The sequence below is a fragment of the Pseudoxanthomonas mexicana genome (genome assembly GCF_001556105.1).
Lineage (GTDB): Bacteria > Pseudomonadota > Gammaproteobacteria > Xanthomonadales > Xanthomonadaceae > Pseudoxanthomonas_A > Pseudoxanthomonas_A mexicana_A.
This window is the reverse complement of the sequence record NZ_LSIF01000047.1, coordinates 20866-32292: the sequence shown is the minus strand read 5'-3', so window position 1 is coordinate 32292 and position 11427 is coordinate 20866. Positions and strand designations below refer to the sequence as shown.

General features: G+C 67.9%; 12 protein-coding genes. 7 read left to right on the top strand and 5 right to left on the bottom strand.

Translation table 11 applies throughout. From position 1 onward, the window contains the following. Window positions 1-88 precede the first annotated feature (88 nt). The 4 genes from rpsU (at window position 89) to AX730_RS07915 (ending at window position 2425) form a co-directional block, all read left to right on the top strand. Complete coding sequence (gene rpsU, locus AX730_RS07930; protein ID WP_002808376.1) at window positions 89-304, top strand: 30S ribosomal protein S21; 216 nt, start codon at window positions 89-91, stop codon at window positions 302-304. A gap of 109 nt (window positions 305-413) precedes the next feature. After that, window positions 414-860 carry a GatB/YqeY domain-containing protein gene (locus AX730_RS07925; RefSeq protein WP_062354494.1) on the top strand — a complete coding sequence of 149 codons (447 nt, stop codon included), beginning with the start codon at window positions 414-416 and terminating at the stop codon, window positions 858-860. A gap of 58 nt (window positions 861-918) precedes the next feature. Then, window positions 919-1413, top strand: a complete 495-nt coding sequence (locus AX730_RS07920; protein WP_062354489.1) for a GNAT family N-acetyltransferase — start codon at window positions 919-921, stop codon at window positions 1411-1413. A 58-nt stretch (window positions 1414-1471) separates the two neighbouring features. Beyond that, window positions 1472-2425 (top strand): YihY/virulence factor BrkB family protein, encoded by a 954-nt coding sequence (locus AX730_RS07915; RefSeq protein WP_062354485.1) that lies wholly within the window; start codon window positions 1472-1474, stop codon window positions 2423-2425. Here AX730_RS07915 and dld read toward each other — a convergent pair. After that, the gene (dld, locus tag AX730_RS07910; protein ID WP_062354479.1) at window positions 2349-4064 is read right to left on the bottom strand and encodes a D-lactate dehydrogenase; all 1716 of its coding nucleotides are present in this window, start codon (window positions 4062-4064) and stop codon (window positions 2349-2351) included. The genes AX730_RS07915 and dld overlap by 77 nt on opposite strands. A 176-nt stretch (window positions 4065-4240) precedes the next feature. On the opposite strand from dld, the gene AX730_RS07905 reads away from it, so the two are divergent. The 3 genes from AX730_RS07905 (at window position 4241) to AX730_RS07895 (ending at window position 7879) form a co-directional block, all read left to right on the top strand. Further along, window positions 4241-5518 (top strand): aspartyl protease family protein, encoded by a 1278-nt coding sequence (locus tag AX730_RS07905; protein WP_198147081.1) that lies wholly within the window; start codon window positions 4241-4243, stop codon window positions 5516-5518. Between the two features lie 128 nt (window positions 5519-5646). Beyond that, on the top strand, window positions 5647-7386 hold the full coding sequence (dnaG, locus tag AX730_RS07900) for a DNA primase (protein ID WP_062354461.1): 1740 nt from the start codon (window positions 5647-5649) through the stop codon (window positions 7384-7386). Between the two features lie 10 nt (window positions 7387-7396). Then, complete coding sequence (locus tag AX730_RS07895; protein WP_062354459.1) at window positions 7397-7879, top strand: protein tyrosine phosphatase family protein; 483 nt, start codon at window positions 7397-7399, stop codon at window positions 7877-7879. A gap of 102 nt (window positions 7880-7981) precedes the next feature. Here the strand turns inward: AX730_RS07895 and cyoE are convergent, their stop codons facing one another. From cyoE to AX730_RS07875, 4 genes are read right to left on the bottom strand one after another with little or no spacing between them, the layout of a single operon-like run. Further along, a complete protein-coding gene (gene cyoE / locus AX730_RS07890; protein ID WP_062354457.1) occupies window positions 7982-8920 on the bottom strand; it encodes a heme o synthase in 939 nt (312 codons plus the stop codon). Then, window positions 8920-10065, bottom strand: coding sequence for a COX15/CtaA family protein (locus tag AX730_RS07885; RefSeq protein WP_062354500.1), 1146 nt, complete (start codon window positions 10063-10065; stop codon window positions 8920-8922). The genes cyoE and AX730_RS07885 overlap by 1 nt, the downstream gene beginning before the upstream one ends. Before the next feature lie 22 nt (window positions 10066-10087). Next, on the bottom strand, window positions 10088-10660 hold the full coding sequence (locus tag AX730_RS07880; protein WP_062354454.1) for a hypothetical protein: 573 nt from the start codon (window positions 10658-10660) through the stop codon (window positions 10088-10090). Between the two features lie 26 nt (window positions 10661-10686). After that, a complete protein-coding gene (locus AX730_RS07875; RefSeq protein WP_332307611.1) occupies window positions 10687-11421 on the bottom strand; it encodes an SURF1 family protein in 735 nt (244 codons plus the stop codon). Between the last annotated feature and the right edge of the window lie 6 nt (window positions 11422-11427).

The following is an 11427-nucleotide window of genomic DNA, read 5'->3' as shown; positions in this document are numbered from 1 at the left end:
GGCGGGGTGGGTTGCAGCGACGGCGTCGGCCGCTATAATACGCGGCTCACCGGGTATGCCCGGACCGTTTACACCACCGAGATTACGTATGCCCAGCGTCAAAGTCCGCGAAAACGAGCCGTTTGAGTTTGCGCTGCGTCGCTTCAAGCGCACCTGCGAGAAGGCCGGCGTCCTGGCCGAAACCCGCAAGCGCGAGTTCTACGAGAAGCCGACCCAGGAGCGCAAGCGCAAGGCCGCTGCTGCGGTGAAGCGTCAGCTGCGTCGCAGCTCGCGCGACGTCACCAAGCGCCAGCGCCTGTACTGAGCCGCGTCGCTTCGCAAGAAGCCGGCACGCGCGAGCGTCGCCGGCTTTTTGTGTTTTTGGCGTCTCACGACCCTGTGCCACGCCCACCCCTGTTCCCCCGGAGCCCACCATGTCCCTGAAACAGCAGCTCACCGATGACATGAAGACCACCATGAAGGCCGGTGAAAAGCACCGCCTGGGCGTCATCCGCCTGATCAACGCCGCCATCAAGCAGCGCGAAGTCGACGAGCGCATCGAACTGGACGACGCTGCCGTGCTGGCCGTGCTGGAGAAGATGGTCAAGCAGCGCAAGGACTCCGTGAGCCAGTTCGAAGCCGCCAATCGTGAAGACCTCGCCGCCATCGAGCGCGCCGAGCTGGTCGTCATCGACACCTATCTGCCCGCCAAGCTGGGTGAGGCCGAGATCCTGGCCGCCATCGAGGCCGCCGTGGCCGAGACCGGCGCCACGGGTCCCGCGGACATGGGCAAGCTAATGGGCGTGTTGAAGCCGCGTCTCGCCGGCCAGGCCGACATGGGCCAGGTCTCCGCGCTGATCAAGAAGAAGCTCGCAGGCTGAGCCTGCCGCGCGGCGCCGGACCTTCGGCGCCGCGCCCCGTCCGTGGCATCCTCGCGCCATGGACACCCCCGCCATCACCCTGCGCCCGGCCACCCGCGCCGACATCCCGCAGATCCTCGACTTCATCCGCGACCTGGCCGAGTACGAAAAGCTCGCCCACGAAGCGGTCGCCACGCCGGCCCTGCTCGAGACGCACCTGTTCGGCGAGCGTCCCGCCGCCGAAGTCGTCATCGCGGACGTGGATGGCGTGCCTGCGGGCTTCGCCCTGTTCTTCGTGTCCTTCTCCACCTTCCTCGGCCGGCCGGGCCTGTACCTCGAGGACCTGTTCGTCCTGCCTGACCATCGAGGCCTTGGTCTCGGCAAGCGGTTGATGGTGCATCTCGCACAGCTGGCCGTATCCCGCGGCTATGGTCGCTTCGAATGGTCGGTGCTGGACTGGAACGAACCCGCCATCCGCTTCTACCGCCGCCTGGGCGCAGTCGGTCTCGACGAGTGGACCGTACAACGCGTCACCGGCGATGCCCTGCAGGCGCTCGCGCGCGGCGATGCGTGAACATCGTGCCCACACGACCATAACGAACTGCTGACACGACACGCGCCACCCTCGGCGCATGGCACATCGAGTCCCCTTCAGCACACTGCGCGCGCGGGCGCGCGACGCTGGTGATCGCGCCAACCGCAGCCTGCCTGCCGCGCTGGTGCGTCGCTTCATCGAAACCGACCTGATGACGCAGGCGGCGTCGCTGTCGTTCTATGCCTTGCTCTCGCTGGCACCGCTGCTGGTGCTGCTGCTGTGGCTGACCGCATCGCTGTATCCGCCGGCGCAGCAGTCGCTGCTGGACCAGATCCAGCAACTCGCCGGCCCCAGCGCCGGCACCGTCGCCGAAACCGTCATCCGCAACGCCAGCGATCGTCCCGACGTCGGCTCACTGGCGGGATGGTGGAGCACCGCCCTGCTCTTCATCGGCGCCACCGTCGTGTTCGCGCAACTGCAGGGCGCGCTCAACCTGATCTTCCGCACGGATGCGCAGCGGCTCAACGGCGTGATGGCGTGGCTGAAGAAGCGCGTGTTCTCGCTCGGCGTGGTGCTGGCCATCGGCTTCCTGCTGGTGGTCTCGATGGTCGCCACGACCGCATTGCAGGTGGTGTTCGCGCGGCTACCGTCGCTGCTGCCCGCGCTCGGCTATACCACCACCCTGCTGCTGTACGCGCCCGCCTTCGCGTTCTTCTACCACTACCTCCCGGACCGGCGCGTGGCGTGGAAACAGGCCTTCCTAGGCGGTGCCATCACCGCATTGCTGTTCGCCGCCGGTCGCTACCTAATAGGCCTGTACCTGGCGGAAGCCGCGCCCGGCAGTGCCTACGGCTCGATGGGCGCACTGGTGTTGCTGCTGGTATGGGTCTACTACGCCAGCGTGGTGTTCTTCGTCGGCGCGTTGATCACCGCGGTAATCGACGAGCGCCTGCACGTGCGACGGCAGCTGTCGCCTACGGCGGATGATCCGGTTGCGGCGTCGCTTCCGCCCAGTGGCGGCACTTCGACGTCTGGCCGATTCCCGGATTGAAGGTGTTGGTGGGATCCAGCGCGCGATAGAACCCGGCCAGCGCCGGTTTGGCGCGATAGAGATGGCCGACGTTGTGCTCGGCGGGATACTCGCCCCCTCGCGCGTCGAGCAGGTCCCACAGGCGATGCTCCACCGCCAGCGGATCCACACCCTTCTTCACGATGTAGTCCTGGTGGAACACGTGGCAGAAGAAGTGCCCGTAGTAGAGCCGCGCCACCATCGTCGCGGCGACGTCTTCGGGCAAGGTTTCGACCCATGCGCGATCGTCGCGCCGCAACGCCACGTCCAGCGCGACGATGTCCTGCACCTGCGCGGCGTGCACGGCGCGATAGCGCACCGCTGCCCCAGCGACGGCGAAGCGCAGCAGGAACGTCTTGCGCCCCTCATCCGCGTCGCAGGCGAAGAAATCGCCTTCCCGTTCACCGAAGAAACGGCCCAGGAACGCACGTGTCGCCTCCGCATCGCGGGTCGACACCTTCAGCAGCAGATGGTGCTCGTAGCGGTCGCGGTATGCGCGCAGCCGCGGCGGCAGGTGATCGGGCAGCATCGCGGTCAGCGACTGCAGCACACGATCCGCCAGCCCCGGTACGCCGAACCGCTCGCACCAGCCGTCCATGCGGCTCTTCAGCGCGAAGGCCGCCGGCACCCTGCCGGTGCCGAAACGGTCGATCAGCAGGAAGGTGTCCTTGCCGTAGCGGTCGCCGATGTCGAAGGCGTCGCGATGCAGGTACTCACCGGCGATCGGCAGACGCTCGAACGCGGTCAGCAGATAGCGGCGCACTTCGGTGAGATCGTCCGGATCGTTGCTGCCGAGGTAGAAGACCGATGCCGCATCCTGTTCGAACGTATCCAGCCGCACGGCGAACACCGCCAACCGCCCCGCACAGCCCGAGGCCTCGTGCAGGCGGGAGGGATCGGCGTTGTAGCGTGCCGGCGTCGGCGCATCGACCTGGCGTACGTGGTCGGCGTAGTACGGATCCGACGCCGCCTGCGCCGGATCGTGGACCACCGCGTCCGCACCGTAGTCGCCGGCCTGCAACCGCGTCAGGATCTCTTCCGGCGTGTCGCCCAGTGCGATGCCGAGATGGTTCACCAGCCGCAGCGCACCGTCTTCGTCCACCTGCGCGTACAGCGCCAACTCGGTATAGGCGGGTCCGCGCCGCACCAGCGCGCCACCGGAGTTGTTGCAGACGCCGCCCAGCACGGACGCACCGATGCACGAGGAGCCGATCACCGAATGCGGTTCGCGGCCCAGCGGGGCGAGCCGCTTCTCCAGCACGTCCAGCGTCGCGCCCGGCAGGCAGACGACCTGGCGCCCTTCGTCGAGCAGCTGCACGCCGGTCAGGCGCCGCGTGCTGACCAGCACGATGCTACGGTCGTAGCCGTCGCCATCCGGCGTGGAACCGCCGGTCAGCCCGGTGTTCGCCGCCTGCATCAGCACGATCCGTCCCGCCTCCACCGTGGCCTGAAGTACCCGCCACAGTTCCAGCAACGTGCCGGGACACGCGACCGCCAGCACCGGGCCGTCACCGAAGCGGTAGCCCTTGCGGTAGCGCCGCGTCGCGCGCTCGCCCGTCAGCACATGCGCACGACCGACCGCCTCGCGCAGTCGCGCCAGCAGGGCGTCATCGGATGTCATGTCGTCAGCGCGTTCGGGTCGGGCATGTGCCGCATCATCAGCCAGCCCCTTGCGCCGCACAACACACTTGGGGCACGCTCGGTCCTGCAGGCGATCCTCGGTCGCCCCGCTTGGGTAGACAGGTTCCTGCACGCCGCCGGATCGTGGAACGAAGTGACGACAAGGAGGTCAGGCCCGTGCTCAAGCATGCGCTTGTACTGGCAGCACTGGCGATGCAACCGCTTGCCGCCTTCGCACAAGCAGGGCACGAAGGCGCACGCGATGTTTCCGCTCCCCTGAACACAGGCAATGATCGCGTCATCGCGGAACTGCGGCGCAAGGGCCGGATCGGTGCCGACGTCTCAGGGCTCATCGACGCGTCGTCCCGACCGGACCGCGAGGCGATGCAGGATGCGCTCGTCGCCTGCCGCGCATCCGGCGAAGCGGCCGGCGACGCGAACGACGCGATTTCGTGCGCATTGCTTCTCGCGGGACTGAGCGCCGCCAATGGCGACGCGCCATCGTGGGCGAATGCGTGGCATTGGCTCCGCACCACCGGCATTGGCCTGCTGACCCACGGCACCGGCAAGGGCTCGCTGGGCAAGGGCTTCGATGAGGTCGATTTCGCGGCCATCGGAGCCAGTGCGCCGACGGCACGGTATCGGTTCGCTTCACCCACCGATCGCGTGGAACTGCTGCCTGCGGATCCGCATGACGCCACGCCACAGGTGATGATCACGGTGGGAGGAAAGCAGGTGCGCGCCCTGGTCGATACGGGCGCCGCGGCGACGCTGATCGTCCCGAGCAGCATGGTCCAGGCCCTGTCGCTCAGGACGCTCGCCACCGGCCTTACGGTCATTCAGCACGCGATGCCCTCGATCGATCGCAGCAATGGAACCCGGGGCTGGGATGGCTACGCGCTGGCCGATTTCACCATCGGGAATCTGGTCGGCAAGGACGTCCTCGTGCTCGTCACGGACCGTCCGCTAGCACGTGTCGTGATCGGCAACGAAGTCCTTTCGCTGTTCGGTGAGATGGCGTTCGGGGATGGACGCCTGGAACTGAAGCGCCCGGGTCAGGCCCCCCGCCCGTGCACTGCCGAAGTGCCCTTGAGATTCCTGCCCGGCCAACAGTTCCACGGACGATTCACGATCCCGGCAACCATCAACGGGCAAACCGCACGACTCGCACTCGATAGCGGCGCCGGCCCATCGCTCACCGTGGTGGGCCACGCGGCGCGTCAGTTCGCTGGCAGCCCTCGCCGCGCTGTTGATGCGACCGTCGGCGGCATGCCGGCCACGCTCGATGTGGGCACTGCGTCCGTCGCACTGGCAGCCGGCTCGTTCTCCACGCCTTCCTTGCAGGCCAGCGTCGTCCAGGGACAAGCCGCCAACGTCGACGCCATCCTGGGGGCGCCGCTGCTGATCCAGCACCGTGCGTCGATCAACTTCGAGAAGGGATACGTTTGCCTGTAGCGCGACATCTTACTTGCGGCCCACGGACTCCCTCCAGCGCAGCGCCCGACTGCACCGAGACGACAGGCATCGCACGCTGACCCGCATGAAGGGCGCATGCCGGACGGGCATGGCATCCTATGCGCCCCATGGCCCGCATCCCCGACGCCTTCATCGACGAACTGCTCGCCCGGACGGATATCGTCGAGGTGGTGGGCGGACGCGTGCCGTTGAAGCGACAGGGCAAGGAATATTCGGCCTGCTGCCCGTTCCACGATGAGCGCTCGCCCTCGTTCACGGTGTCGCCGACCAAGCAGTTCTATCACTGCTTCGGCTGCGGCGCGCATGGCACCGCGCTGTCGTTCCTGATCAACTACGACCGCCTCGAATTCCTCGATGCGGTGGAAGAGCTGGCGCGCCGTACCGGCATGGAAGTGCCGCGCGAAACGCAGCAGCGCAACGAAAACAACGACACGAAAGACCTGTTCAATGCGCTGGAAGCGGCCGCGCGCTTCTTCCAGCGCAACCTGGACGGCAGCGACAAGGCCAAGGTCTATCTGGATGGTCGCGGCGTGGATGCGACGATCCGCACGCAGTTCATGATCGGCTACGCACCGGACGGCTACTCCGCACTGAAGGATGCGCTGGGTACGGACGAGCGGCGGATGAAGCTGCTGGACCGTGCAGGCCTGTTTTCGAAGAACGACCGCGGCCACGTCTACGACAAGTTCCGCGACCGCGTGATGTTCCCGATCCACGACCGCCGCGGCCGCGTGATCGCGTTCGGCGGCCGCGTGCTGCAGAAGGACGACGGCCCGAAGTACCTCAACTCGCCCGAAACCGCGCTGTTCCACAAGGGACGCGAGCTGTACGGTCTGTGGCAGGTGCGCCAGGCCAACCCGAAGATCGCACGGCTGATCGTGGTCGAGGGTTACATGGACGTGGTCTCGCTGTTCCAGTTCGGTGTCCAGCAGGCCGTCGCCACGCTGGGTACCGCGACCACGCCCGAACATGCGGAGCTGCTGTTCCGCAATGCGCCGGACGTGTACTTCTGCTTCGACGGTGATGCCGCCGGCCAGCGCGCCGCCTGGCGCGCACTGGAATCGGTGCTGCCGCGCATGAAGGACGGGCGCCAGGCGTTCTTCCTGTTCCTGCCCGACGGCGAGGATCCCGACACCATCGTGCGGCAGGAGGGCGCGGACGGGTTCGATGCACGCCTGCAGCAGGCGACGCCGCTGTCGCAGTTCTTCTTCGACGAACTGGCCAAGGACATCAAGCTGTCCACGCTCGACGGCAAGGCACGCCTCGCCGAACGTGCGCGGCCGCTGCTGGCACAGATTCCCGACGGTGCGTTCGGCGACCTGATGCGCCAGCGCCTGACCGAGATCACCGGCGTCGGTGCCAGCAATACGAACGCGACGCCCGCCGCGCCGCCTGCGCCCGCACGACGCGCGGGGCCATCGCAGTCCGGCCACACCAAGCCAAGCCTGGTCCGCAGCCTGATCGTGCGCCTGCTGCACAAGCCGGCGCTGGCACTGGCGATCGAATCGACGCACGGCTTCTCCGCGCTGCGGCTGGCCGGCATGGACCTGCTGCTGGAACTGATCGACCTGGTGCATGCGCGGCCCGACATCACCACCGGTGTCCTGCTTGAGCACTTCGCCGAACGCGACGAGGCCGCCGCGCTGCAGAAGCTGGCGATGCAGGACCTGCCGGGTGACGAAGACAGTTGGCGCCAGGAAATACTCGACGCCGCCGTGCAGCTGGAAAAGCAGATGCTGCAGCAGCGGCTGGACGAACTTCAGGCCAAGCAGCGCAGCATGGGCCTGGACGAAACCGACAAGTACGAACTGCGCACGCTGTTGCAGGCCCGCATCGGCCGCCACTGAGGAGTCCGTGATGACCCGTTTCGCACTGCTGCTGTCGATCCTGCTGGCGGGCGGCGTGTCATTCGCCGCGCATGCCGCCGACTTCAACCGGCCCCAGCCCGGCCTGCATACCGGCGGCCAGCCGTCGCAGGACGATCTCGCCCGCCTGAAGTCCGAGGGCGTGCGCACGGTGATCGACCTGCGCGGCGCGCAGGAAGATCGTGGCTACGACGAAGCAGCGGAAGCGCAACGGCTTGGCCTGGCGTACCTCGTCCTGCCGATCGCCGGCAAGGACGACGTAACGCCGCAGAATGCGAAGGCGCTGGGCGACCTGCTGAGGGCGCAGGACGGCGATGTGCTGCTGCACTGCGCCTCGGGCAATCGCGTCGGCGCGCTGCTGGCGCTGGACGCGGCGGCGCGGGGAATCCCGCGCGAGGAAGCGCTTGAGCTGGGTCGCAAGGCCGGATTGAAATCGCTGGAGCCGGTGGTGGTGGAGCGGCTGGGCAAGCCCTGACGCCTCACGACCACGATGCATCATGTGGGAGCGACGTCAGTCGCGATGACGCATTCATGGCGCTCGTTTCGCGACTGACGTCGCTCCCACAACAGCTCAGCGTCATCCCGCCGGCACGAACTCGATGCCGGCTGCCGACGCCGCCGGCCGCAACAGCGGCATCACCCAGTGGTCGACCAGCAGGAACGCGAACAGCGCCATCAGGTAGACGATGGAGTAGTTGAATACTCGCATCGAGAAGAACTCGTCCGGCGGATCCAGCAGGCGCCACGCGTACCAGAGGAACACCGCACCGAGCACCAGTGCGCCGCCGAGGTAGAAGAAGCCGCTCATGCCGAACACCACCGGCAGCACGGTCACTTCCACCAGCAGCACCGTGTAGAACAGGATCTGCCAGCGCGTGTACGTCACGCCGTGCGTCACCGGCAGCATCGGCACCAGCGCGCGCGCGTAGTCCTCGCGGCGGAAGATCGCCAGCGCCCAGAAATGCGGCGGCGTCCACACGAAGATGATCAGCACCAGCAGCAGCGCATACGGCCAGTCCCACTCGCCCTGCATGCCGGTCATCGTGGCCCAGCCCAGCAGCGGCGGTGCGGCGCCGGCGATACCGCCGATGACGATGTTCTGCGGCGTGGCGCGCTTCAGGAAGACCGTGTAGATCACCGCGTAGCCGATCAGCGAGGCGAACGTCAGGATCGCCGTGATCGTGTTCACCCACAGCACCAGGATCGCCATCGACAGGGCAGCCAGCACCAGCGCGAACGCCAGCGCCTGCCAGGGCTTCACCTGGCCCTGCACCAGCGGACGCCACGAGGTGCGTGCCATCTTGGCGTCGATGCGCGCATCCAGCAGCTGGTTGATCGCGGCCGCGCTGGAAGCGGCCAGCCAGATGCCGAGGAAACCGAGTGCACCGCGCAGCAGCTCGGCGCCATTCGGCAGACCGTCGATGGCGAGGAACATGCCGACGATCGCGGTGAACACGATCAGCGCCACGACGCGCGGCTTGGTAAGAGCCCAGTACTGGCGGAAGGTCGAGGCCATCACTCGGGCCTGCGCAGGCGTGCGGTCAGCGAGACCAGGGTGAACAGCAGCAGCACCGCGCCCGCGTTGTGCGCGACGGCGACCGGCAGCGGCAGGTTGAGCTTGACGTTGAGGATGCCCAGCGTGACCTGCGCGACGATCAGCACGACCAGCGTCAGCGACCAGCTGCGCATGCCCGGCGTGCGGAACAGGCGCAGCGCGAGTGCCAGCACGTACAGCGCGACGATCACCGCCATGACGCGATGGCTCAGCTGGATCGCGATGCGCGCCGCACCGTCCAGCACGCCGCCTTCATAGTCCACGCCGATGCCACGCCACAGCACGAAGGCCTCGCTGAAATCCGCCGGCGGTGCCCACTGGCCCACGCACTTCGGGAAATCGAGACCGCAGGCCAGCGCCGCGTAGTTCGCGCTGACCCAGCCGCCCAGCGCGATCTGGATGCCCAGCAGCGCCAGGCCACCGATCAGCCAGCGGCGCAGCACGGTCGCATCGGCCAGCGTGATCGGCCGGTCGGTCGCACGCCACGCCATCCATACCAGCAGCGAGAACGTGGTCAGGCCGCCGATGAGATGGCCCATGACCACGATCGGCTTCAGCAGCCACGTCACCGTCCACATGCCCAGCAGGGCCTGGAAGATGATGACCGCCAGCGTCAGCGCGCCCGCGCGTGCGAGATCGAGGTTCGACCAGCGCAACGCCGCGAACAGCAGGATCGCCTCGCCGAGGATCGCGAGCACCGACGCTTCCACGTGCTCGCCGTGCATGTACAGCGGGATCGCCGCACCGACCAGGCCCGCCGCGACCAGGATCTGCGCCATGCCCCAGCGGCGACGGCGTGCGGCGAGCAAGGCCAGCACCAGCACCAGCACGCCCAGTGAAGCAGCCAGATGACGGTGCACCTGCTCGCGCCATGCCTTGTGGGTTTCGAACGGACGGATCTCGCTGGCGACATGCGAGGCGGCTTCGTCCACCGCCTTCGGCCAGGCTGCGCGGCCGTAACAGGTCGGCCAGTCGGGACAGCTGAGGCCGGCATCGGACAGGCGCACGAATGCGCCGAACACGACGACGCACAGCGTCAATGCGACCGCCAGCCAGGCGATGCGGTGGAAGTGCTTGTAGATCACGGGGCGCGCAACAGCGTTCATCATCTGTGGTTCTGGCGTTGGCTCAGATGAGCTTGATCAGCTTGGCGACATCGGTGCGCAGGCCGCCGGGATCGAAGCCCGGGGCGTAGCGCAGGATGATGAAGCCGTGGGGATCGATCACGTACACCGGCGTGCCCGCCGGATCGTCCACCTGCGGCAGGCGCGTGCGCAGCGGATCGTCGGCGCGCACCTGGCGCAACGCCGAGTGGCGCGGTGCATCCGCCGGATAGTCGCCGAGCCACAGGATGTCGACCTCGTCGGCGTTGTGGCCGAACAACTGCCACACCTTGTCGAGGTCCTGCGCCAGCTTCGTGCAGGCCTGTGCGCAACCGGGCGACGGCGCGGCGACGATGCGCCAGCGGCGTTCGGCAGGGGTCCAGTCGTAGCGTCCGCCATCGACGAGCGACAGCGTCAGATCACGCGCGTCCGCCGGCGGCTGCAACAGGACACCGTGGTTCTTGTGCGTAGCGGGCTGCCAGCCGGAGAAACGCAGGATGCCGGCGCCGAATACGGTGCCGAAGAACAGGGCGAACAGGGCGACGAGCATCCACCGCCCGCGACGCCGCTGGGCGGGATCGAATGGTTTTGAGTCCATGGGCGCATTTTCTCACGCCCGGACGATCAATGCCCCTTCCGCATCCCGCGCCGGCTGCGCCAGGTCAGCAGGAGTGCCGTGACCAGCACCGCGCCGGCCAGCCCGAACCACTGCACCGCGTAACCCACGTGGCGTTCCGGCGGCAGCGTATTGGGCAGGATGTCGAGATCGCGGGCGTAACCCAGCGGCAGGTCGGGATCCAGTTTCAACAGGCGCGGCGCCAGTCCAGGCAAACCCAATGCCTGCGCGATCTCATCCCGCTGCAGCGCGATCACCAGCAGGCTGCCGTCCGCCTGCGCCGCCGGTGGTGCCTGCGCGATGCCTTCGGACGGCGGCGGCACCAGCAGTCCCGCCACGCGCTGCAGGCCCGGCAGCGGCGCCACGGCCGGCATCGTGCGGTCGCCCGGCACCGGCAGCCACCCCAGTTCCACCAGCAACGGTGCGCCGGCGGCGGAGGGCTGGAAGACCCGATACACGCGTACGCCGGCCTGGCGGTCGCGGGTCTGGTTGTCCAGCAGGATCGCCGGGGCCGGCAGGAACTCGCCTTCGCCCGCCGCCCAGTCGTAGGTTTGCTGGCGGTCCTTGTCGCCGGCCAGTGCCAGCGGCTGCGGCTGGCGATCAGCCAGTACCCGGGACGTCTCCGCCAGCATGGTTTCCTTCTGCTCGGCCCGTCCCCACTGCCAGGCGCCGAGGCTGCCGAACAGGGACATCGCCAGCACCGCCAGCGTCCAGCCCACCGGCAGCGGCATGTGCCGGCTCACGGACTG

What these genes read in the sequence shown, in the direction of transcription:
- rpsU (WP_002808376.1), top strand. Translation starts at nt 89, where the DNA reads ATGCCCAGCGTCAAAGTCCGCGAAAACGAGCCGTTTGAGTTTGCGCTG.
- AX730_RS07925 (WP_062354494.1), top strand. Translation starts at nt 414, where the DNA reads ATGTCCCTGAAACAGCAGCTCACCGATGACATGAAGACCACCATGAAG.
- AX730_RS07920 (WP_062354489.1), top strand. Translation starts at nt 919, where the DNA reads ATGGACACCCCCGCCATCACCCTGCGCCCGGCCACCCGCGCCGACATC.
- AX730_RS07915 (WP_062354485.1), top strand. Translation starts at nt 1,472, where the DNA reads ATGGCACATCGAGTCCCCTTCAGCACACTGCGCGCGCGGGCGCGCGAC.
- dld (WP_062354479.1), bottom strand. Translation starts at nt 4,064, where the DNA reads ATGACATCCGATGACGCCCTGCTGGCGCGACTGCGCGAGGCGGTCGGT.
- dnaG (WP_062354461.1), top strand. Translation starts at nt 5,647, where the DNA reads ATGGCCCGCATCCCCGACGCCTTCATCGACGAACTGCTCGCCCGGACG.
- AX730_RS07895 (WP_062354459.1), top strand. Translation starts at nt 7,397, where the DNA reads ATGACCCGTTTCGCACTGCTGCTGTCGATCCTGCTGGCGGGCGGCGTG.
- cyoE (WP_062354457.1), bottom strand. Translation starts at nt 8,920, where the DNA reads ATGGCCTCGACCTTCCGCCAGTACTGGGCTCTTACCAAGCCGCGCGTC.
- AX730_RS07885 (WP_062354500.1), bottom strand. Translation starts at nt 10,065, where the DNA reads ATGAACGCTGTTGCGCGCCCCGTGATCTACAAGCACTTCCACCGCATC.
- AX730_RS07880 (WP_062354454.1), bottom strand. Translation starts at nt 10,660, where the DNA reads ATGGACTCAAAACCATTCGATCCCGCCCAGCGGCGTCGCGGGCGGTGG.